Raw genomic sequence first — 21,858 nt, 5'->3', positions numbered from 1 at the left:
CTGGCGGCCCAGTTTTAACTTTATCCTGGATCCGGTCACGGCTGCATCTTCGACGAATGTCCTGAAGTCGGTTGGAGGTTCCAATGCCGATGCGCACCGATTTGGCTGGGCCGCAAAGGATGGCCTCTTTCTGCCCTCGAGATCCAAACTGACCCCGACCGGCAGGGCTTGGCATTGACGCGCCCATGCGCCACGCTCTAGCACTTCAATCCCGGCGGCGCGGGAGAAGGGATTCTTTCACGATGGATTTTGGCGGAGGCGACGAGATCCGCTTCGAACATCTGGGCCGTGCCGGCGTCATTACGTTGACGCGGCCGCAGGCGCTCAATGCCTTGACGCATCGCATGATCAGGGCGCTCGACGCTGCCCTTTCCGCCTGGGAAGCCGACCAGGGCGTCGATATCGTCGTCGTCAAGGCCGAGGGCAGGGCCTTTTCGGCAGGCGGCGACATACTGCATATCTATGAGACCGGCCGGGCGGGAAAACCGCCGGTCGATTTCTTCGCCGACGAATACCGGCTCAACGCCCGCATCAGCAGCTTCAGGAAACCCTATGTCGCGCTGATCGACGGCATCGTCATGGGCGGCGGCGTCGGCATCTCGTTCCACGGCTCGCACCGGGTGATGACCGAAAATGCCCAGTTCGCCATGCCGGAGGTCGGCATCGGCTTTTTCCCGGATGTCGGCGCCAGCCACCTGCTGCCCGATCTCAGTGGCTCGTTCGGGATGTATCTGGCGCTGACGGGCAATCGTATCCGCTATGGCGATGCACTGTGGTCGGGGCTGGCTACCCACACCATCAAGGCCGAGGATCAGGGCAGCTTCCTCGAATGGCTGACGTTGACCGGCGATCCGGAACCGGCGCTGCGCGGCTTCTTCTCTCACGCTAAGCGAGAGACCGACAGGTCGACGCTGGAGGCGATATCTCGCCATTTTTCGCAACCATCCTTGAAACGCGTCATCGACAGCCTGGAGCGCGCGGCGGACACTGACGAGTTCGCCGCCAAGACGCTGGCGACGATCCGCACTCGCTCGCCGACCAGCCTGCGCGTCGCCTGGCGCCAGATCAGCGCCGGGCTGACACTGTCCATGGACGCTTGCATGAAGATGGAGTTCCGCATCCTCAACAGGATGCTTGCCGGCCACGATTTCTACGAGGGCATCCGCGCCGCCGTCATCGACAAGGACGCAAAACCGCAATGGCGTCCGGCTAGCCTCGATGCGATCAGCGAGGCGGATGTCGACGCCTATTTCGCTCCGCTTGGGGAACGGGAGCTCGTGCTTTGAGCGAGGTGACCTCGAGACGCGTCGTGCTGCAGCCTTCCGGGGTGGAGGTGATCTTTGCCTGGTTCCAGCGGGTCATATCAAGTTACTGCCTGCTGTTCGGCATCCTGTACTGGATCAAGCTGATCGGCTTCTATCCGGGCCCGCTGTGGCGTTTTGACCTGATGCCCGTGCACTGGCAAGTCGCCGCCGTGGTGCTCGCCGTTTTCTTTCCCTTCGCCGCTGCGGGCCTGTGGATGCTGGCGTCCTGGGGCCCGGTGATCTGGTTCATTTGCGCGGCGACCGAGACAGTGATGTATGCCGGCTTTCCCGAGCTTTTCGGCCACCACCTGCTGATTGTCGTCTCGCATGCCGCGGTGGCGGTGCTTTACATCGTCTTCCGCGTCATCATCTACCTGCAGAAGCGCCCCGTCCGCCACTAAGCCCTTGAGCACATTGGCGACCTGGCGGCTGCCTGAATTCAGCCCCGAAATCACTGCCGAAATCTTTAGGTTAATTATCCTTGCTCGGGTGACCGTTCGTTAAGCCTCTTTCGAAACCTATTACCGGTAAGCTCTTGTTAGCCCTAGCGTTTAAGTCGAATTTTATGAGTATTCGATAGTGTCGCGATCAAGGTGAAAAACAAAAAATCACCAGGGCGACAAACGAGAGGCAAAGACAATGATCAATTCGCGTCCGGCGGCGAAGACCGCCAACGTATCCGACGATCGCCGCGAGGCTATCCGTTCCCTGTACATGGAATCGCTGCAGCTTGTTGAACGGCTTCACCGCCGCCTGCTTGATGTCATCAAGGACGAGTTCGACCGCAACGGCCGTTCCGACATCAATGCCATCCAGGCGCTGCTGCTGTTCAACATCGGCAATTCCGAACTGACAGCCGGCGAGCTGCGCTCGCGTGGCTACTATCTCGGCTCCAACGTCTCCTACAATCTGAAGAAGCTGGTCGATCTCGGCTTCATCAATCACCAGCGCTCACGCATCGACCGCCGTTCGGTCCGCGTCTCGCTGACCCCGAAGGGTAACGAGGTCGCGGAAGTCGTCGCCGGTCTCTACGAGCGCCATGTCGGCTCGATCGAGCAGGTCGGCGGCATCAACACCGACGAGTTCAAGCAGATGAACCGCGCTTTGCAGCGGCTCGACCGCTTCTGGAACGACACGATCGCCTACCGGATGTAAGGTGCAACATCGTATCCGGCCCGCGCCACAGAAGCGCGGCCGAAATATCGACCTTCAGTCAGGGCCGGTGCCGAAAAGCATCGGTCCATTTCTTTTCGGGATGCCGGCCGGCCGGATTTGGACGCCAAGCCACGTTGCCGCCATATTCCAATGGAACCGAGAGTGGCAGTGATGCTGTGGTGAAGACCCTGCGTTCACCCGCAATCCATATCGCGCCTCGTGCGTTGCACCAAGGTGATGCGGAGCATGGTTGGCTAATTGTTAAGATTGCCAATTTTAGAGTGCGGGCGAGATCGCCCGGTGATCAACGCAGCAAGTGATCGAACTGCTACAAATGTCTGGAACGTCCATGAAGACCAGCCGTCGTTTTTTCCTCTCCGGGGCCTCCGCGCTCGCAGCCGCGCTGGTTGCCGGCGGCGCCAATGCGCAGGATGTGATCGGTGATATCCTGAAGTCCTCGGCGCGCGGCAATTGGGACGATCAGTTCGACGCCCGCGCCAGCGAGGGCGGCAAGGTGGCCTCGACGCTGCCGATCTTCAGCCTGCAGACCGTCGCTTTCACCGAACAGGCGGTCGCGCAATATCAGAATATCGTCGGGCAGGGCGGCTGGGTAGAGGTTCCCGCGACCAAGAAGCTGCAGCTCGGCGTCGATGATCCCGATGTGGTGCCGTTGCGCAAGCGGTTGATGGTTTCCGGCGACCTGGCACAAGGCGCCGGCATTTCGACGGCCTTCGATTCCTATGTCGACTCGGCGGTCAAGCGCTTCCAGTTGCGCCACGGCCTGCCTGCCGACGGTTCGCTCGGCAAATACACCTACGCGGCGATGAACGTTTCGGCGCAGATCCGGCTTGGCCAGTTGCAGACCAATCTGCAGCGGCTGCGCGAGAAGGCCGGCACGTTGGGCAACCGCTATGTGCTGGTCGACATTCCGGCCGCACAGATCGAAGCCGTCGAGAACGACCGCGTCGTGCTTCGCCACACCGCCATCGTCGGCAAGATCGATCGCCAGACGCCGATCGTCAATTCCAAGATCAACGAGATCATCGTCAATCCGTACTGGAACGCGCCGGTTTCGATCGTGCGCAAGGACATCATTCCGCTGATGCGGAAGAATCCCGATTATCTGAAGGACAGCCATATCCGCCTGTTCGCGCCGGACGGCAGCGAGGTCGATCCTCTCAATGTCGACTGGTCGACCGACGATGCCGCCAAGTATCGCTTCCGCCAGGACCCGGGTGCGGGCAACGCGATGGCTTCGGTCAAGATTAATTTCCCGAGCCCCGACGGCGTCTACATGCACGACACCCCGCAGCAGAGCCTGTTTGGGAAGATGATGCGTTTCGATTCCTCGGGCTGCGTGCGTGTGCAGAATGTGCGCGATCTCGTCACCTGGATCTTGCGCGACACTCCCGGCTGGGACCGCCAGCATTTCGAGGCGGCGATCAAGACTGGTGAAAACACGCCGATCCAGGTCACCAACCCGGTGCCGGTCCACTTCCTCTATCTCTCGGCCTGGTCGACGGGTCCGGGCGTCGTGCAGTTCCGCGACGACGTCTACGCGCTCGACGGCGCCAACGAGCTGCAGATCACGTCGTCGCTTTAAGTAACTGAATCTTTTATTAAAAAGGCCGCCGTTCAAGGCGGCCTTTTCGTTACTCGGTCTCGCCGCAGTTTCATGGGAGGGCGGCTGGACGGATTGGCCGGCTTTGCGCATGGTCGGCGGACAAGTCTGGAACCGGACCATGGAAGTCGCCGTCTTCATTCTGGTTGTGCTCGCCTTCGTCGCGCTTTCCGGCGCGCTGGTGCGCCTGGTTCGGGTGCCGCTACCGGTGCTGCAGATTGCCATGGGCGCCGCACTCGCATGGCCGGTGCGCGGCATCCATGTCGAGATCGATCCGGAACTGTTTCTGCTGGTGTTCATCCCGCCGCTGCTGTTTGGCGATGCCTATGGCGCGCCGAAGCGTGAATTGGTGGCTCTGCGCGGACCGATCCTGGATCTTGCCATCGGGCTCGTCTTCTTTACCATCGTCGGCTTCGGCTACGCCTTGCACTGGCTGGTGCCGAGCATCCCACTGGTTGTCGCTTTCGCATTGGCCGCGGTGCTGTCGCCGACCGATGCTGTGGCAGTGTCTTCGATCGTCGACAAGAATGTCGTTCCGGCGCGGCTGATGCACATTCTCGAAGGTGAGTCGCTGCTCAACGATGCGTCGGGCCTCGTCATGTTCCGCTTCGCCGTTGCAGCAGTGCTGACCGGCAGCTTTTCCTTCACCGCGGCATCACTGAGTTTCCTCTATGCCGTGGCTATCGGCATCCTGATCGGCGTCGCCGCGTTGTTCGTCGCCGCCAAACTGCTGCAAGTGCTCAACCGCATCGGCGGCGTGCCAGCCGAGGCGCAGGTGTTGGTCATGATCCTGCTGCCGTTCATAGCTTATCTCGGCGCCGAGCACGTCGGAGCGTCCGGCATCCTGGCGGCGGTCGCCGCCGGCCTGCTCGCCGGTGGCTCCGGCGTGTTCCGCTTCCTCGGCGTCTCGGCGCGCATGCAGACGATGTCGCTGTGGACGACGCTTTCCTTCGTTTTCAACGGCGCTCTCTTCATCGTGCTCGGCCTGCAGCTTCCCGACATCATCCGCCATGTGCCGCCGGAACTGATGAGCCTGCATCCGATCATCCAACCGATCGCGATTGTCATTGCGCTGACGCTGTGCCTGATCGCGCTACGGTTCCTGTGGATTTGGGTCGGCGATATCGCAGCCGGTATCGCCGCGCGTCTGGGCAAGCGCAAGGCGGAGCCGTTCGGGCTGCGCGTGCGGCTCGCCGGTTCCGTGGCCGGTGTGCGCGGCGCGATCACGCTGGCCGGCATATTGTCGCTGCCGCTCGCCATGCCGGACGGATCGCCGTTTCCGGCGCGCAATCTGGTCATCTTCCTCGCCGCCGGCGTGATCATCTGCTCGCTGGTCTTCGCCAGTCTCGCTCTGCCGGCAATCGCCAAGGGGCTGGTCGAACCGGGCGGGGATGCCGGTGCCGCCGAGGAACGCATGGCGCGTGTCGGTGCTGCCAAGGCGGCAATCGCGCGCATCGAGAGCATTGCGGCGGCGGAGGATGAGGGCGAAGGCGAGGTGCCCGGCGTCAGGATTGCCGCCGCCGAGAACATCGTCGCCGGTTACCGGCGTCGCATCGCCGCCTCGGATGAAGCCGATGAGGGCCGCGCCGAGGCCCGCGAATCCGGAAGGCTGGAGCTGGAGCTGCGGCTCGCCGGCATCGAGGCCGAGCGCGCGGCCGTGCGTGACATGTTTCGCGCCGGCGAGATCAATGACCATACGTCGCAGGCGCTGTTTACCGAGATCACGCTCACCGAAGCCTTGCTGAAAGGTCGGAAGACGAGGAAATAGTCTCTTGTTGCCTCGCTGGCGCAAACCGGCCAGCAAATTTCGCGCCGCAAACGTGGCGGGGCGAAAACAACTGTGTTAATGGCCCGGCAAATGCATGTCGCCCAAAAGTGTGCAGCGGTTATGGGCAACGACATGCATAGACAAAATTGCCCCCGAACCCCCGAGGATTTCAGCCCATGGCAACAGCAGCGGCAGTGTCGAACAAGTTTGAATCTTTCTTCGAAACCACGCTGGAAGATGCCGATCCGGAGATTTTCGGCGCCATCCGCAACGAACTTGGCCGCCAGCGCCATGAGATCGAGCTGATCGCCTCGGAAAACATTGTTTCCCGCGCTGTACTTGAGGCGCAGGGCTCGATCATGACTAACAAATATGCCGAGGGCTATCCAGGCAAGCGCTATTATGGCGGTTGCCAGTTCGTCGACATAGCCGAGGAACTGGCCATCGAGCGGGCCAAGAAGCTGTTCGGCTGCAACTTCGCCAACGTCCAGCCGAATTCCGGCAGCCAGATGAACCAGGCGGTGTTCCTGGCGCTCTTGCAGCCCGGCGACACTTTCATGGGCCTCGACCTCAATTCGGGCGGGCATCTGACCCACGGTTCGCCCGTCAACATGAGCGGCAAGTGGTTCAAGGTCGTATCCTACGGTGTGCGCAAGGACGACCATCTGCTCGACATGGACGCCATAGAGAAGACCGCGCATGAGACCAAGCCGAAGCTGATCCTGGCCGGCGGTACTGCCTATTCGCGCGTCTGGGACTGGAAGCGTTTTCGCGAGATCGCCGATGCGGTCGGCGCCTATCTGATGGTCGACATGGCGCACATTGCTGGCCTGGTCGCCGGCGGCGTGCATCCGTCGCCACTGCCGCACGCGCATGTCGTGACGACCACCACGCACAAATCGCTGCGCGGCCCGCGCGGCGGGATGATCCTGTGCAATGACGAGGACATCGCCAAGAAGATGAATTCGGCGGTATTCCCCGGCCTGCAGGGCGGCCCGCTGATGCATGTCATCGCCGCCAAGGCGGTTGCCTTCGGCGAAGCGCTGAAGCCGAGCTTCAAGGTCTATGCCGAAAGCGTCGCCGCCAACGCCAAGGCGCTCGCCTCCAGTCTCAAGGAAACCGGTCTCGATATCGTCTCCGGTGGCACCGACAACCATCTGATGCTGGTCGACCTGCGGCCCAAGAACGCCACCGGCAAGCGCGCCGAGGCGGCACTCGGCCGCGCCAACATCACCTGCAACAAGAACGGCATCCCGTTCGACCCGGAAAAGCCTTTCGTCACCTCGGGCGTGCGCCTCGGCACCCCGGCCGGCACCACGCGCGGCTTCGGCCAGGCCGAATTCCGCGAGATAGGCAAGCTGATCGCCGAAGTGCTGGACGGTCTCAAGGTCGCCAATTCCGACGAGGGCAATGCGGCTGTCGAAGCGGCGGTCAAGGCCAAAGTCGTGGCGCTGACCGATCGTTTCCCGCTCTATCCCTATCTCGGTTGACCTGACGCGAGGCGTCATCTCTTATCGGCCAGCGGCGCGCCTGCCCATTGTTGGGTGGCGCGCCGAACAGGAGATCTGATGATGCGCAATTTCCGCCTCACCACCCTTGGGGCCCATGGTTGGCTGGTCGCTTTCCTGACACTGTCCGGCAGTGCCTTCGCGCAGACCCAGCCCACTCCAAACGTACCTGCTACCGGCACCTTCGGCAGATGGGCCACCATCGTCGATGTCCTGGACACGGGCCAGGATGCGCGCAAAACCTGCGTCGCCTCGACCGCTTTCGTCGACAGCGGCGGCTATCCGGGTACGTTGACGCTTTCGATCTCGAATGGTGACGCCTTGCCGCCGGATGCTTACCCGGCGGTGACGATCGCCATAGGCAACAAGGATCTTCCGACCGGCAAGAAGATCGCGGCAAAATTCGGCGATGCCGCCGGCCAAGTTGCCGCAATCGTCTATTCCGACGATTCCGTCGCTGGCCGTCTCGCCTGGATGGTCGAGAACAAGCCCAAGACCAGCCTGGCGTTGCTGCGCGCCATGCGTCGCGCGACCACGCTCGACGTGGTCTTCGGCAAACAGCCGGTCGCGACCATCTCGATGGACGGTTTCTACAAGGCCTACCGCAGCCTTGGCATGTCCTGTGGCTTCGCGACAGCCGACGTCGCACCTTGAAGCTGCTGTCTGGCAGGCATTGGGCAGGCATTAGAGGGAAGCATTGAATGGATGTCGTCTGGAAAGGCGTGGTCGGCGGATTGATGGCGGCGCTGATCGTTTGGGCATCCAAACGCGGTAACATCTTGCCCGGGATCCTGCCGCTGGCGCCGACCTTTGCCGTCATCGCGTTGCTCGCCGTGGGCGCCAGGGGCGAACCGGGCGGCTTTCGCGATGCCTGCCTCGCCGGCGTGAAGACCATTCCTGCCTATCTCGCTTTCCTTGGCGCCTGCTGGCTGTTCATCGATCGTGTCGACTACCGGCTGGCTGTCGCCGGCGGCATCGCCATCTGGCTGGTTGCCGCGCTGGCAATCTTCCTCGCGCCTCGCTATCTCTGATGCGGCAGGCCGTCGAAGAGACGGAACTGCTTCAATCCGGACCGGAAAGGCTCTAAGCCTTTCGCTTCGCCAGATTCGCCAACCAAAGGCTCTCCATGCGCTGTCCCTATTGCCAGTCCGAAGATACGCAGGTGAAGGATTCTCGCCCGGCCGAGGATGGCGCGGCGATCCGCAGGCGGCGCGTCTGCCCCGATTGCGGCGGCCGCTTCACCACATTCGAGCGCGTGCAGTTGCGCGACCTCGTGGTGGTCAAGAAATCGGGCCGCAAAGTGCCGTTCGACCGCGACAAGCTGCTGCGCTCGGTGGAGATCGCCGTGCGCAAGCGTAATGTCGATCCCGAGCGCATCGACCGCGCGGTGACCGGCATCGTGCGCCAGCTCGAAAGCTCCGGCGAGACCGAAGTCGCCTCCGGCGAGGTTGGCCGGCTGGTCATGGAAGCGCTGAAGTCGCTCGACGATGTCGCCTATGTCCGCTTCGCCTCGGTCTACCGCAATTTTCGGGAGGCCAAGGATTTCCACGAATTGCTGGGCGAACTCAAGGGAGACGAAGTCAAAGGCGAAGAGGACGCCAGCTGAGCATGACTGCAAGCGAACAGGCCGCCCTTGATCGCCGGTTCATGGCGGCGGCGCTCCGCCTTTCACGGAAGAATGCCGGGCGCACCTCGACCAATCCGTCTGTCGGCACGCTGATCGTGCGCGATGACGACAACGGTCCCATGATCATCGGCACCGGCGTCACCGCGGTCGGCGGCCGCCCGCATGCCGAGACCGAGGCCCTGGCCGAGGCCGGCGAGCTCGCGCGTGGTGCTACCGCCTATGTCACGCTGGAACCTTGTGCCCATCATGGCCGCACGCCGCCTTGCGCCAATGCGCTGGTCAATGCCGGCGTCGCGCGCGTCGTCGGCGCGGCCAGCGATCCCGATCCGCGCGTGTCCGGCAAGGGCTACGCAATCCTGCGTGCCGCCGGTGTCGAGGTGGTCGAGAAGGTCTTGGCCGGGGAAGCTGCCGAGCAGATGGCCGGCTATCTGATTCGATCGCTGAGAAGACGCCCCGAAGTGGTTCTCAAGCTTGCGCTTTCCAGCGACGGCAAGATCGGCAGGGAGGGCGAGGGGCAGGTGTCGATCACCGGCGATATCGCGCGCCGCGAGGTGTATCTGATGAGGGCCGAGGCGGACGGCATACTGATCGGCATCGGCACAGCCCTTGAGGATGATCCGGCCCTGACGGTGCGCTTGCCGGGGCTGGAGAACCGTTCGCCGGTGCGCATTGTACTCGACCGCCAGATCAGGTTGTCGGAGGCCTCGAAGCTGGTTTCGGGCGTCGACCGGGTGCCGCTCTATGTCGCCGCTTGCCTGGAGGCTGATCCGCTGCGGCGGGCAGCACTCGAACGCGCCGGCGTGCGCTTCATCGGCACCGAAACACATGAGGGCGGCGTCGCACTACCGGAACTGCTCGAGGATCTGGCCGCGCTCGGCATGGCAAGCGTGCTGGTCGAGGGCGGCGCCAAGGTGGCGAGCGCTTTCCTCGCCGATGGGCTGGTCGACCGCATCGTGCTGTTCCAGGGCCCGGAAGCGATTGGTGATGACGGCATTGCATCGCCGATCGACCTCGACCATATCCCGGCAGGTTTTCGCAAATTGCGCGAGATGCATTTCGGCGAAGACCGCTATGCCGAGTGGATAAGAGACATTTAGGATCAACATCGATGTTTACCGGAATTGTCACCGATGTCGGCACTGTCGCTTCCGTCAATCCGCTCAGGGAAGGGGTGGGGTTGCGCATCGACACCACCTATGACCCCGAGACCATCGCCATCGGCGCCTCGATCTCCTGCGGCGGCGTCTGCCTGACGGTTACGGGCTTGCCCGACAGCAGTTCGAACGCGCGCTGGTTCGAGGTCGAGGCCTGGGAAGAGGCGCTCAGGCTGACGACGGCGATGGGCTGGAAATCGGGCACGCGGATCAATCTGGAACGCGCGTTGAAGATCGGCGACGAACTCGGCGGCCACATCGTTTCGGGCCATGTCGACGGCACGGCCGAGATCATCGAGCGCAAGGATGAGGGCGACGCGGTGCGCTTCACGCTGGAGGCGCCGCGCGCGCTGGCGAAGTTCATTGCGCCCAAGGGCTCGGTGGCGCTCGACGGCACCTCGCTCACCGTCAACAAGGTGGAAGGCACGCGCTTCGACGTGCTTTTGATCCACCATTCGCTGACCGTGACCACCTGGGGCGAGCGCAAGGTCGGCGACCGCGTCAATCTCGAGATCGACACCATGGCCCGCTACGCGGCGCGGCTGGCGGAGGCGGCGAGAGAGGGGCTTTGATGACTAAGGACAGAGTGAATTCCCCGCAGGACGAAGAGCTGATGCGTGAGGCGCAGGCCGACATGAACGCCGAGGAGCACGAGCGGCTCGATCTGTCTCCCAACGACAGCAGATTCTTCATTGAGGCCTTGATCAATCCGCGATCGGCGAACGATCGACTGCGCGATACGGTGCGTCGCTACCGTGAGCCTACAGGCGTCTGAGCACTGGAAACCCGATAGGTTCTGCGGACCTTCGGCGTCGCGGGCAATCTTCTGCTTGCGATCAATCCGGCTTCGGCCTAAGTCACCGGCGATCCCCGGAGACTTTTATGGCTGGCACATCCCAACACGGCAAAGCGTTTATCCGTCCGAAGAAGAAGGCACGCGTTCTGATCATCGAGGCGCGCTTCCACGACGACCTTGCCGACGCGCTGCTCGATGGCGCGACAAGCGCGCTCGATGAAGCTGGAGCGACCTATGACGTTGTCACCGTCCCCGGTTCGCTCGAAATCCCCGCGGTGATTTCCTTCGCGCTCGACGGCATGGCCGAAGGCGGCACAAACTACGACGGTTTTGTTGCGCTTGGCACCGTCATCCGCGGCGACACCTATCATTTCGACATCGTCGCCAATGAATCCAGCCGTGCTCTGATGGATATCTCCGTGCAGGACTCCGTCTGCATCGGCAACGGCATCCTGACCACCGAGAACGACGCCCAGGCCTGGGCGCGTGCAAAGCGCTCGGAAGGCGACAAGGGCGGCTTTGCCGCGCGTGCGGCGCTGACCATGATCGCCCTCAAAGAACAGTTGGGAGCGCTATCGTGAGCGAACCCGCTTCGCCCGGCCAGCCCGCGGTGCGCCACGCCAACAAGCGCGGTGCTGCCCGCTTGGCCGCCGTGCAGGCGCTCTATCAGATGGATGTGGCCGGCAGCGGCGTCTTCGAGATCACTGCCGAATACGAGGCCTTTCGCCTCGGTAAGGAAGTCGACGGGGCGCTTTACCGCGAGGCCGATGCGCAATGGTTCCGCGCCATCCTGGCGGGTGTCGTGGAGAACCAGAAGACCATCGATCCCATCATCCGCCAGGCGTTGACAGAGGACTGGCCGCTGTCTCGGCTCGATTCGACGCTGCGCGCCATTCTTCGCGCCGGCGTCTATGAACTGATGAAGCGCGAGGATGTTCCTGTCGCCGTCATCGTCTCCGAATATGTCGACATCGCAAAGGCTTTTTACGAGGAAGACGAGCCGAAGCTGGTCAATGCCGTGCTCGACCGCGTGTCACGCCGCGTGCGAGGCGAGGGGCGCGGCAAGGACGCATCATGACGGCAATTGCCGTTGAGGCAGGCAAGGAGGCGCGCCGCACCGCGTTGATCCTCGCCGCTTCGCAGGCGATCATCGGCTCGGCGGCCCCCATCGCCATTTCCATGGGGGCGCTGGCCGGGCAATATCTACTTGGCCCCGACAAATCATTGGCGACGGCGCCGATCACCGGCTTCAACATCGGCGTGGCGCTCGGCGCGCTGCCAGCAGCGGCCATTATCCGCGGCATCGGGCAGCGCGACGGCTTCATGATCGGCACGATCGTCACGGCGCTGGGCGGCTTGGTCGCCACGCTGGCGCTTTATCAGGGCAGCTTCTGGCTGTTTGCCTTTGGCCTGCTCACGATCGGTGTCGGGGGTGCCTTCGTCCAGCAGTTCCGCTTCGCCGCCGCCGACAATGCGCCGCCGGAATTCAAGGCGCGCGCCATCTCCTTCGTACTGGCCGGCGGCATCGTCACCGCCATCCTCGGGCCGCAGATCGTCATCTTCACCCGCGAATTGTTGGCGCCGGTGATGTTTGCCGGTTCGTTCGTCGCCATCCTGCCGCTGGCCGCGGCCGGCGCCATCATCCTGTCGTTCCTGCGGCTGCCGGCGAAGACATTCGGTAGGTTAGAGATCATCGACAGCGACGCCAGGCCATTGGCCGAAATCGTCACGCAACCACGTTTCGTCGCCGCGCTTTTCTGCGCGGTCGGCAGCTATGCGCTGATGAGCTTCGTCATGACCGGCGCCCCGCTGGCCATGGTCGGTTGCGGCCTGTCGGAGACCGATGCGACGCTAGGCATCTCCTGGCATGTGATGGCGATGTTCGCGCCGAGTTTCTTCACCGGTTCGCTGATTCATCGCTTCGGCCCCGAACGCATTGTGGCGACTGGCCTGATCCTGCTCATTGGCTGCGCCATTGTCGCCCTGTCGGGCTTGGCGTTGTGGCAATTCTGGACGTCGCTGATCCTGCTCGGCCTTGGCTGGAATTTTGGCTTCATCGGCGCCACGGCGATGGTGTCGGCAAGCTACCGGCCGTCCGAAAAGGGCAAGGTGCAAGGCTTCCACGACTTTGTCCTGTTCGGCTCCGTCGCCTGCGCTTCGCTGATGTCGGGCATGGTCTATAACGCCTGGGGCTGGGAGATGCTGAACTGGATGATATTCCCGGTCACCGTTCTGTGTTTCGTGGCGCTAGGCGCACTCAAGCTGACCGGCTTGCGCAAAGCCGAAGTCTGATCGCTCCGTCGCTTCACCTGACACAGGGCTGTCAGCATAAGGCCGGCCGCATCTGCCGCACCGCAACAAAAATATTGCGTCCGCGCGTATTGTTATGAAACCGTATGCCCCGACTGGCCGTTGAAGCCATGCTCATATGCGGCCACCGCATTCCGGTTCTTAGCAAGGGGTTTTCACGATGCTTTCAGTCAAGGTTCTGGCCGGCGCGGCATTGGCGCTCGGCATCACGGCGGCTTCCGCCAGTGCCCAGGTGGTTGTCTCCTCGAAGATCGACACCGAGGGCGGCGTGCTCGGCAACATCATCCAGCTGGTGCTCAACGCCAACAACATCAAGACATCAGACCGCATCCAGCTCGGCGGCACGCCGGTGGTGCGCAAGGCGATCACCGCCGGTGAGATCGACATCTATCCAGAATACACCGGCAACGCCGCCTTTTTCTTCGAGAAGGCCGACGACCCGGTCTGGAAGGATGCCGCCAAGGCCTATGAGACGGCCAAGAAGCTTGATTATGACGCCAACAAGATCGTCTGGCTGTCGCCGTCTCCGGCCAACAACACCTGGGCGATTGCGCTGCGCAAGGAGGTCGCCGAGACCAACAAGCTCGCTACGCTTTCAGACTTCGGCAAGTACGTCGCAGGCGGCGGTCAGGTGGTGCTTGCGGCTTCCGCTGAGTTCGTCAATTCGGCGGCAGCACTTCCGGCGTTCCAGACCACCTATGGCTTCACATTGAAGCCGGACCAGTTGATTACGCTCTCCGGCGGCGACACGGCGGCGACCATCGCCGCGGCAGCCAACCAGACCAATGGCGCCAACGCGGCCATGGTCTACGGCACCGATGGCGGCATCGCGCCGTCTGGCCTCGTCGTGCTCGATGATGACAAGGGCGTCCAGCCGGTCTACCAGCCGGCGCCGATCATTCGCGAAGCGGTGCTGAAACAACACCCCGAGATCGAGACGCTGCTGAAGCCGGTCTTCGCCAAGCTCGACCTTGTCACGCTGCAGGAACTGAACGGGCGCGTGCAGGTCGGCGGTGAGCCGGTCAAGGGCGTCGCCGAAGACTTCCTGAAGAAGAACGGGTTTTTGAAATAGTCTGCACCTAGCTCATAGTGACACGGGTGCAAGGCACCTCCCTCTGGAAGCTGCTGATCTCCCCCCTTGCGGGGGAGATGTCCGGCAGGACAGAGGGGGGTGCTGTCCCGCCGACCTCTCAACCCGTCAAAGTTGCGTGCCTCGACAGGGTTGCTTCTGAACAAACAGACACTCGAAAGTTGGCGATCCTTCACACCCCCCTCTGGCCTGCCGGCCATCTCCCCCGCAAGGGGGGAGATCGGATGTCGCGTGGGCTTTCGCCAATCCCCAGAGAGAGCTGCGAGACGTGGCAAATCGCTCCTCATGGGGGGCAGCCATGACCCTCCGCTTCGACAAGCTCGGCGTGGTGATCGCCGCGATATCAGCCTACGCGGCTTTTGCGGCGCCCTTTGCCACGTTCCGTGCCAACCGCATCGTCCCCGGTCAGGCGCGCTCGATTATCGAGGCATTGCCGGCAGCGACCGGGCCGATGCTGCTCGCCATCATAGTCGCCGCGGCACTTGTCGCGCTGTTCAGGACACCGCTCGCGCTGCGCCTGGCAGCCAGCGCGGTGGCGCTTGCCGCGCTCGCGATGCTGATCGGCGTCGCCGGCACATTTCTCACGCCGGCGGGCAACACCTTTGCGAGAATTTCGCCGGCCTCCGGTTTCTGGAGTCTCATCTTCGCCTTCACGCTTTTGCTCGCCGACGTGCTGACACGGCTGAACCTGTCGCCCTGGGCGAGAGTTGGCGCGCTCATGGTAGCGGCTTTGGCGATCGGGCTGTTGTTGATTTCGGGAAGCTGGGACAATCTGTCGATCCTGAAGGAATATTTCAACCGCGCCGACAGTTTCTGGATCGAAGGTTCCAAGCACGTGACGCTGGCGCTCGGTTCGCTGCTTGCCGCGGTGGTTGTCGGCCTGCCGCTCGGCATCCTCTGCCATCGCGTCGAAGGGCTGCGCGCCGGCGTGCTCAACGTGCTCAACATCATCCAGACCATTCCCTCGATCGCGCTGTTCGGCCTGCTGATCGCGCCGCTCGGCTGGGTTGCCACGCATGTGCCGGGGGCTGCTGCCCTCGGCATTCGCGGCATCGGCACCGCGCCCGCCTTCGTCGCACTGTTCCTTTATTCGCTGCTGCCGGTTGTGGCCAACACCGTGGTCGGTCTCGCCGGCGTGCCGCGGGCCGCCAACGACGCCGCGCGCGGCATGGGCATGACCGAGAGGCAGCGCCTGTTCGGCGTCGAGTTTCCGCTGGCTTTTCCTGTCATCCTCACCGGCATCCGCATCGTTTTGGTGCAGAATATCGGCCTTGCCACCATTGCCGCGCTGATCGGTGGCGGCGGTTTTGGCGTGTTCGTCTTTCAGGGTGTCGGCCAGACGGCGATGGACCTTGTGCTGCTCGGCGCGGTGCCGACGGTGGCACTGGCCTTCGCCGCCGCCATCGTCCTCGACGCGGTGATCGAAATGACCGCCACCAAGCGCAGGGTTGAAACGGCATGATCGAGATCGAAGGCATTACCAAGCGCTACGACGCAACGACGGTGGTCGATGATGTCTCGATGGTCATCGAGCCGCGCACCATCGCCGTTATCGTCGGCACGTCCGGATCGGGCAAGACGACGCTCCTGCGCATGATCAACCGTCTGGTCGAACCGACCTCGGGCATCATCAAGCTCGACGGCGCCGACAATCGCTCGCTGCCCGGTTACGAACTGCGCCGCAGCATCGGCTATGCGATCCAGGGCCACGGCCTGTTTCCGCATCGTACGGTGGCGCAGAACATTGCCACCGTGCCGGTGCTGCTCGGCTGGGACAAAGACCGCATCAAGGCCCGCGTCGACGAACTGATGACGCTTTACCAGCTCGATCCCCAAGCCTTCGGGCCGCGCTATCCGCACGAACTGTCCGGCGGCCAGCAGCAGCGCGTCGGCGTTGCCCGCGCGCTCGCCGCCGAGCCCAACGTGCTGTTGATGGACGAGCCGTTCGGCGCGCTGGACCCGATCATCCGCACCAAGGCGCAGGAGGATCTGCTGGCGATCCAGAAGCGCTTCGGCACCACCATCATTCTCGTCACGCACGATATGGAAGAGGCCGTGCATATGGGTGACAAGATCGCGGTGATGGACGCCGGCAAGCTTGTGCAATACGCCAAGCCCGCCGAAATCCTGGCGAAGCCGGCAAGCGCCTTCGTCGAAACCCTGGTCGGCGCCAGCGAGCGGCCGTTCCGGTTGCTGTCTCTCGGCCGCGTGCGCGACGCCGTGGAGAAAGGCGCCGCCGAAGGCGAATCGATCCCCGGCGACGCCAGCCAGCGCGATGCATTGGCTGAATTGCTGTGGTCAGGCAGGCCGGCGCTGCCCGTCAAAGGCGCCGACGGCAAGCCGCTTGGCCGCGTCACGGTCGACGGTCTGGTGAAACGCGCGGCGAGGCCGGCATGAAGCCCTGGCTTCCATCGCTGCTCAGGCTAGCCCTGGTGGTGCTGCTCGTTGCTTTCGTCACCAATCCCGGCTGGTTCGAGCCGTTGCTGAAGCCGCTGACAGAGAACAACGCGCCGGTAATCTACAACCAGGGCAGCCTGCTGACGCTGACATTGCTGCATTTGCGCACCGTCCTGATCGCCACCGTGGCCGCGACCATTGTCGCTGTAGCGCTTGCCATCCTGGTCACAAGGCCGGCCGGCGCCGAATTCTTGCCGCTGTCGCGCAGCCTGGTCAACATCGGCCAGACCTTTCCGCCGGTGGCGGTGCTGGCGCTTGCGGTGCCGGCCGTCGGCTTCGGCGAGAGGCCGACGCTGATCGCGCTGTTTCTCTACGGCCTGCTGCCGATCTTCGAAAATGCGCTGACCGGCCTGACGACGCTGCCGGCCAATGTCGTCGAGGCGGCGCGCGGTGCCGGCATGACCGGCTGGCAAAGGCTCATCAAGGTCGAACTGCCGCTCAGCGCCCCGATCATCCTCGGCGGCATCAGACTGTCGGTGGTGATCAGTCTTGCCACCGCCACCATCGGCTCGACGGTGGCCGCCAGGACCCTCGGCGAAGTGATCATCGCCGGGCTGTTGTCGAACAACCTCGCCTTCGTCCTGCAGGGCGGCCTGATCGTGGCGGCCCTGGCCGTCCTGATCTATGACGGCCTGTCGGCGATCGAGCGCTACACGGCGCGCCGCATGGGCCGGGAGACCGAGTAGTCGGTTTCAGATTTCATCTTCGCCAACTTCCGCCATCTTCATAAGATGGCGCAACAGGCCAGTCTTGAGCGGCGTATTGCCGTGTCTCGGAATCGAGAGACGTACGACGCTTCCCTGCTTTCCGTAGATATGATGGCTCCGGCGACGCGCAGAAGCTGCCAACCGCGTCGTTCGACTGCCCGCGAGAGTTCCTTGCCGGAAATGGACTTCAAACTGCGACTTCCACGATCCTGCCGGGTTCCGAAGTCAAGGACGACGGAAGGTCGACTGAAAGACAGCCCTCAATGGCTTCGCGCAGATTTGCCAACAGGTCGTCCAGGGTTTCTCCCTGCGTTGCGCACCCTGGAATGGCGGGGACTTCGGCCCAGAATCCACCTTCCTCGGCTTCGTGGACAATAGCTTTGAATTTCATTGACCAACTCCTGTCTTGGTCCAGAAGATATGCTCGCGATGAGCATTTGCAAAGCAGGCGATCGTGCGGCCAACTCCGCAGTGTCGGTTTGGATCAGCCCGGGCGTCCGTCCTTATCGCCGGCAACCAGACGAAATCGTCTTCATTCAATCGATCTAATTCTGTAATGGCGCCGATAATAATGCCGCCGCTTTCCACTTTTGGGCGAAAGCCGGGCAAAAACCGAACAATATCTTGACGTTCGCAGCCCTGTTTCGCATACACCGCTGCGAAGAGGCGGATTCCGTGCGCGGAATCCGGTCTTTGTCTCAACGGCCCAGGGAGGGGTTCTTTTGGGCCATCAATCGAGGAAAATCCGGCAATGACAATTATCTCCGCCGTCATCGCCTGCGGCTTGCTTTCAATCCTTTACGCCATCTGGGCGACACGTTCGGTCCTTGCGGCCGATCAGGGCAATGCACGCATGCAGGAAATCTCCGCGGCCATCCGCGAGGGCGCACAAGCCTATCTGGCGCGTCAGTACACCACCATCGCCATCGTTGGCGTCGTCGTCCTCCTGCTCGCCTGGTGGTTGCTGTCCATCACCGCCGCGGTCGGCTTCCTGATCGGTGCAGTGCTTTCGGGCTCCGCCGGCTTCATCGGCATGCATGTCTCCGTTCGCGCCAACGTTCGCACGGCGCAGGCCGCATCAAACAGCCTCGCTGCCGGCCTCGACATTGCGTTCAAGTCGGGCGCCATCACCGGCATGCTCGTTGCTGGCCTGGCCTTGCTTGGCGTGTCGATCTACTACCTCGTCCTGACCCACTTCTTGGGCCTTCAGCCCGATGACCGCATCGTCATCGACTCGCTGGTCTCGCTCGGCTTCGGCGCGTCGCTGATCTCGATCTTCGCCCGTCTCGGCGGCGGCATCTTCACCAAAGGTGCCGATGTCGGCGGCGATCTCGTCGGCAAGGTCGAAGCCGGTATTCCCGAGGATGATCCGCGCAACCCCGCCACCATCGCCGACAATGTCGGCGACAATGTCGGCGACTGCGCCGGAATGGCCGCCGACCTGTTCGAAACTTATGCGGTGACCGTTGTCGCCACCATGGTTCTCGGCTCCATCTTCTTTGGCGGCACCGCCGTTCTGGGTGCTGCGATGCTCTATCCGCTCGCCATTTGCGGCGCCTGCATCCTGACCTCGATCGTCGGCACTTTCTTCGTCAAGCTCGGCTCCAACGGCTCGATCATGGGCGCCCTCTACAAGGGCCTGATCGTCACCGGCCTGCTGTCCGTCGTCGGTCTCGGCGTCGCCACCTCCGTATGTCTTGGCTGGGGCGAGATCGGCACCGTCGCCGGCATGGTCATCACCGGCAAGAACCTGTTCATCTGCGGCCTGATCGGCCTCGCGGTGACCGGTCTCATCGTCGTGATCACCGAATACTACACCGGCACCAACAAGCGCCCGGTCAACTCCATCGCCCAGGCGTCGGTGACCGGTCACGGCACCAACGTCATCCAGGGCCTTGCGGTCTCGCTGGAATCGACGGCACTGCCGGCGATCGTCATCGTCGGCGGCATCATCTCGACCTATCAGCTCGCCGGGCTCTATGGCACGGCGATCGCGGTCACGACGATGCTCGGCCTTGCCGGCATGATCGTTGCGCTCGACGCCTTCGGCCCGGTCACCGACAATGCCGGCGGCATCGCTGAAATGGCCGGCCTGCCCAAGGAAGTGCGCCACTCCACCGACGCCCTCGACGCGGTCGGCAACACCACCAAGGCTGTGACCAAGGGCTATGCCATCGGTTCGGCCGGCCTCGGCGCGCTGGTGCTGTTCGCCGCTTATTCGAACGACCTGAAGTTCTTTGCCGCCAATGGCGACAAATATCCCTACTTCCAGGGCATGGGCGAGATCTCCTTCGATCTGTCCAATCCTTACGTCGTCGCCGGTCTGATCTTCGGCGGCCTGATCCCGTATCTGTTCGGCGGCATCGCCATGACGGCTGTCGGCCGTGCGGCCGGCGCCATCGTCGAGGAGGTGCGCAAGCAGTTCCGCGAGGATCCGGGCATCATGGCCGGCACCTCCAAGCCGAACTACGCCCGCGCGGTCGATCTTCTGACCAAGGCCGCGATCCGGGAAATGATCATCCCGTCCCTGCTGCCGGTGCTGGCGCCGCTCGTCGTCTATTTCGGCGTGCTGCTGATCTCGGGCTCGAAGGCATCCGCCTTTGCAGCGCTGGGAGCCTCGCTGCTCGGCGTTATCGTCAATGGCCTGTTCGTCGCCATCTCGATGACCTCTGGCGGTGGTGCCTGGGACAACGCCAAGAAGTCCTTCGAGGACGGCTTTGTCGACAAGGACGGCGTCAAGCATCGCAAGGGTTCCGAGGCGCACAAGGCTTCGGTGACAGGCGACACGGTCGGCGATCCCTACAAGGACACCGCCGGCCCGGCCGTCAACCCGGCGATCAAGATCACCAACATCGTGGCTCTCCTGCTGCTGGCCGTGCTCGCGCACGGCTGATCGACGAGCATTGCTCAAAAAAACCCGCGGGAGCGATCCCGCGGGTTTTGCTATTGAACGACACGACGTCGATCCCTCAGTGCTTCTCTTCGGCCCGGCCTTCGATGCGTTCGCGATAACGCAAGCGCCCAGGCCTGGCCGGCGTCTCGACTGTCGGCCACCCCAATTCTGTTTGGCGAGCATGCCGCCGCCTCGCCTTGACGGCGACCATAACAAAAACCCGCAGGATCGCTCCCGCGGGTTTTTGGTCGCCTGAGATGGTGCTGCTCTCCCCGGGGGAAGGCGGTCTGAGGTCAGGGAGTGCCGCCGCCGGGAACACCGGGGGCCAGCTTGCTGGCGCCGTTGATGATCTGGCTGAGGAAGTTCTGATCCTTGCCGCCGGTCGGTGTGGTGCGCGAGATGAAGTCGAAAATCTTGCCGTCCTTCAAGCCATATTTGGCGATCTGGGTGACGCGGCCGTCGGCGCCGAAATAGACCGCCAGCACCTTCTGGTCGATGAGCCTCGGCTTGTCGAAGGCGACGTAGCGCTTGCGCGTTTGCGAAATGTAGTAAAACGCCTCATTGTCGAAGGTCGCCGTCGTCGACGGCGTGCCGAGCGCCAGCAGCACCTGCTCGCGGCTGGAGCCGACGGGCACCGAATCGATTGCCTGCTGGTCGATGACGTACCCCTGCGTCAGCGTCTCGCTTGGGCTGAGGTCACCGACCATCTTGGAGGTGTGGCAGGCGGAAAGCGCCGAAATGATAACCAGCAGCGAGATTGCGCCGGCAGGCCTGGACGAGAAGGTCGACTTGAAATTCAGCGCGCGCAACAACAACTCCATTAGCTGGCCGCAACTTGCGCTGGGCCGCGAAACCGGTAAACCAGCTTGCTTGCCGATGCAACAAGGCCACTTCAACAAACGGTCCCCAGGAGACCATCCCCAATGTTCCAGCGCCTTTTTGGCCGCGAACGCCACGCCAACCGCGCTATCACCGAGGCGCTTTACGCACAAATCGTGGCGGCCGCGCGGCAGACCGTGTTTTATTCCCATTGGAATGTGCCGGACACGCCGCTTGGCCGTTTCGAGATGCTGTCGCTGCACATGTTCCTGTTCCAGCACCGGTTGCGCGGCGAGGGTGGCGTGTCGCAAGAGGTTGCCCAGGTGCTGATCGACGAGTTCTTCCTCGACGTGGATCATTCGCTGCGGGAATTGGGCGTCGGCGATGTCGGTGTACCCAAGCGCATGAAAAAGTTGGCAAGGATGTTTTATGGCCGAACCGCCGCATATGACGATGCGCTGGAAAGAAATGAGCGCGACGGGCTCACCGCAGCCCTTGCCCGCAACGTCCGGCCCGACTCCGGCGCCTGGCCGGAAGCATCGCTCCTTGCCAACTACGTCACCGATGCTCGCGATCAATTGGCCGCGCAGCCATCCGAATCGATTGTCGCCGGCACGCTGGCGTTTCCCGTCGCCAAGGGAGGTTGAAC

Annotated in this window: 25 protein-coding genes; 21 read left to right on the top strand and 4 right to left on the bottom strand. The window is 63.0% G+C overall.

Features of this window, described 5'->3' with window-relative positions:
• The first annotated feature begins 242 nt into the window (after positions 1-242).
• The 19 genes from NKJ01_RS20865 (at position 243) to NKJ01_RS20775 (ending at position 17,476) form a co-directional block, all read left to right on the top strand.
• Positions 243-1,286, top strand: a complete 1,044-nt coding sequence (locus NKJ01_RS20865) for an enoyl-CoA hydratase/isomerase family protein (RefSeq protein WP_352730590.1) — start codon at positions 243-245, stop codon at positions 1,284-1,286.
• Positions 1,283-1,705, top strand: coding sequence for a DUF6163 family protein (locus NKJ01_RS20860; protein ID WP_352605222.1), 423 nt, complete (start codon positions 1,283-1,285; stop codon positions 1,703-1,705). Before NKJ01_RS20865 ends, NKJ01_RS20860 begins: the two co-directional genes overlap by 4 nt.
• Before the next feature lie 238 nt (positions 1,706-1,943).
• On the top strand, positions 1,944-2,459 hold the full coding sequence (gene ldtR, locus NKJ01_RS20855; RefSeq protein ID WP_008875359.1) for a transcriptional regulator LdtR: 516 nt from the start codon (positions 1,944-1,946) through the stop codon (positions 2,457-2,459).
• Between the two features lie 349 nt (positions 2,460-2,808).
• Complete coding sequence (locus NKJ01_RS20850; RefSeq protein WP_352605224.1) at positions 2,809-4,062, top strand: L,D-transpeptidase family protein; 1,254 nt, start codon at positions 2,809-2,811, stop codon at positions 4,060-4,062.
• Positions 4,063-4,201: 139 nt separating this feature from the next.
• Positions 4,202-5,848, top strand: coding sequence for a Na+/H+ antiporter (locus NKJ01_RS20845; protein WP_352730587.1), 1,647 nt, complete (start codon positions 4,202-4,204; stop codon positions 5,846-5,848).
• Between the two features lie 176 nt (positions 5,849-6,024).
• A complete protein-coding gene (gene glyA, locus NKJ01_RS20840) occupies positions 6,025-7,338 on the top strand; it encodes a serine hydroxymethyltransferase (RefSeq protein ID WP_352730585.1) in 1,314 nt (437 codons plus the stop codon).
• A gap of 81 nt (positions 7,339-7,419) precedes the next feature.
• Positions 7,420-8,010 (top strand): hypothetical protein, encoded by a 591-nt coding sequence (locus NKJ01_RS20835; protein WP_352730639.1) that lies wholly within the window; start codon positions 7,420-7,422, stop codon positions 8,008-8,010.
• 47 nt (positions 8,011-8,057) lie between these two features.
• Entirely contained in the window at positions 8,058-8,387 is a 330-nt protein-coding gene (locus NKJ01_RS20830; protein ID WP_352730583.1) for a GlpM family protein, read from the top strand.
• A gap of 95 nt (positions 8,388-8,482) precedes the next feature.
• On the top strand, positions 8,483-8,962 hold the full coding sequence (nrdR, locus tag NKJ01_RS20825; protein ID WP_256750776.1) for a transcriptional regulator NrdR: 480 nt from the start codon (positions 8,483-8,485) through the stop codon (positions 8,960-8,962).
• A 2-nt stretch (positions 8,963-8,964) separates the two neighbouring features.
• Positions 8,965-10,080 carry a bifunctional diaminohydroxyphosphoribosylaminopyrimidine deaminase/5-amino-6-(5-phosphoribosylamino)uracil reductase RibD gene (ribD, locus tag NKJ01_RS20820; RefSeq protein ID WP_352730581.1) on the top strand — a complete coding sequence of 372 codons (1,116 nt, stop codon included), beginning with the start codon at positions 8,965-8,967 and terminating at the stop codon, positions 10,078-10,080.
• A gap of 11 nt (positions 10,081-10,091) precedes the next feature.
• On the top strand, positions 10,092-10,709 hold the full coding sequence (locus NKJ01_RS20815; RefSeq protein ID WP_352730579.1) for a riboflavin synthase: 618 nt from the start codon (positions 10,092-10,094) through the stop codon (positions 10,707-10,709).
• Entirely contained in the window at positions 10,709-10,912 is a 204-nt protein-coding gene (locus NKJ01_RS20810; protein WP_352730577.1) for a type II toxin -antitoxin system TacA 1-like antitoxin, read from the top strand. The genes NKJ01_RS20815 and NKJ01_RS20810 overlap by 1 nt, the downstream gene beginning before the upstream one ends.
• Positions 10,913-11,019: 107 nt before the next feature.
• Positions 11,020-11,514, top strand: coding sequence for a 6,7-dimethyl-8-ribityllumazine synthase (locus tag NKJ01_RS20805; RefSeq protein ID WP_352730575.1), 495 nt, complete (start codon positions 11,020-11,022; stop codon positions 11,512-11,514).
• Positions 11,511-12,011, top strand: a complete 501-nt coding sequence (nusB, locus tag NKJ01_RS20800) for a transcription antitermination factor NusB (protein ID WP_023798402.1) — start codon at positions 11,511-11,513, stop codon at positions 12,009-12,011. The genes NKJ01_RS20805 and nusB overlap by 4 nt, the downstream gene beginning before the upstream one ends.
• On the top strand, positions 12,008-13,225 hold the full coding sequence (locus tag NKJ01_RS20795; RefSeq protein WP_352730573.1) for an MFS transporter: 1,218 nt from the start codon (positions 12,008-12,010) through the stop codon (positions 13,223-13,225). The genes nusB and NKJ01_RS20795 overlap by 4 nt, the downstream gene beginning before the upstream one ends.
• A 178-nt stretch (positions 13,226-13,403) precedes the next feature.
• Positions 13,404-14,315, top strand: coding sequence for a glycine betaine ABC transporter substrate-binding protein OsmF (gene osmF, locus NKJ01_RS20790; protein WP_352730571.1), 912 nt, complete (start codon positions 13,404-13,406; stop codon positions 14,313-14,315).
• Between the two features lie 316 nt (positions 14,316-14,631).
• Positions 14,632-15,795, top strand: coding sequence for an ABC transporter permease (locus NKJ01_RS20785; RefSeq protein WP_352730569.1), 1,164 nt, complete (start codon positions 14,632-14,634; stop codon positions 15,793-15,795).
• On the top strand, positions 15,792-16,730 hold the full coding sequence (locus NKJ01_RS20780; RefSeq protein ID WP_352730567.1) for an ABC transporter ATP-binding protein: 939 nt from the start codon (positions 15,792-15,794) through the stop codon (positions 16,728-16,730). The genes NKJ01_RS20785 and NKJ01_RS20780 overlap by 4 nt, the downstream gene beginning before the upstream one ends.
• Positions 16,727-17,476: an ABC transporter permease gene (locus NKJ01_RS20775; RefSeq protein WP_352730565.1), complete on the top strand. Its 750-nt coding sequence runs from the start codon at positions 16,727-16,729 to the stop codon at positions 17,474-17,476. The genes NKJ01_RS20780 and NKJ01_RS20775 overlap by 4 nt, the downstream gene beginning before the upstream one ends.
• A 6-nt stretch (positions 17,477-17,482) precedes the next feature.
• Here NKJ01_RS20775 and NKJ01_RS20770 read toward each other — a convergent pair whose 3' ends face one another.
• From NKJ01_RS20770 to NKJ01_RS20760, 3 genes are read right to left on the bottom strand one after another with little or no spacing between them, the layout of a single operon-like run.
• Positions 17,483-17,638 (bottom strand): type II toxin-antitoxin system HicA family toxin, encoded by a 156-nt coding sequence (locus NKJ01_RS20770; RefSeq protein ID WP_352730563.1) that lies wholly within the window; start codon positions 17,636-17,638, stop codon positions 17,483-17,485.
• A gap of 46 nt (positions 17,639-17,684) precedes the next feature.
• Positions 17,685-17,888, bottom strand: coding sequence for a type II toxin-antitoxin system HicB family antitoxin (locus NKJ01_RS20765; RefSeq protein ID WP_352730561.1), 204 nt, complete (start codon positions 17,886-17,888; stop codon positions 17,685-17,687).
• Complete coding sequence (locus NKJ01_RS20760; RefSeq protein ID WP_352730559.1) at positions 17,885-18,271, bottom strand: hypothetical protein; 387 nt, start codon at positions 18,269-18,271, stop codon at positions 17,885-17,887. The genes NKJ01_RS20765 and NKJ01_RS20760 overlap by 4 nt, the downstream gene beginning before the upstream one ends.
• Here NKJ01_RS20760 and NKJ01_RS20755 point away from each other — a divergent pair.
• Positions 18,249-20,390, top strand: a complete 2,142-nt coding sequence (locus NKJ01_RS20755; RefSeq protein ID WP_352730557.1) for a sodium-translocating pyrophosphatase — start codon at positions 18,249-18,251, stop codon at positions 20,388-20,390. The genes NKJ01_RS20760 and NKJ01_RS20755 overlap by 23 nt on opposite strands.
• Positions 20,391-20,683: 293 nt before the next feature.
• On the opposite strand, the gene NKJ01_RS20750 is transcribed toward NKJ01_RS20755, so the two are convergent.
• On the bottom strand, positions 20,684-21,199 hold the full coding sequence (locus NKJ01_RS20750; RefSeq protein ID WP_352730555.1) for an outer membrane protein assembly factor BamE: 516 nt from the start codon (positions 21,197-21,199) through the stop codon (positions 20,684-20,686).
• A gap of 114 nt (positions 21,200-21,313) precedes the next feature.
• Here NKJ01_RS20750 and NKJ01_RS20745 point away from each other — a divergent pair, with 114 nt between their 5' ends.
• On the top strand, positions 21,314-21,856 hold the full coding sequence (locus tag NKJ01_RS20745; RefSeq protein WP_352730553.1) for a ubiquinol-cytochrome C chaperone family protein: 543 nt from the start codon (positions 21,314-21,316) through the stop codon (positions 21,854-21,856).
• Positions 21,857-21,858 lie beyond the last annotated feature (2 nt).

This window comes from Mesorhizobium sp. M0276, from assembly GCF_040321755.1.
In the GTDB taxonomy this organism is placed as follows: domain Bacteria; phylum Pseudomonadota; class Alphaproteobacteria; order Rhizobiales; family Rhizobiaceae; genus Mesorhizobium.
Note: the sequence above shows the minus strand (reverse complement) of the source record. Positions and strands in the feature narration are given on the sequence as shown.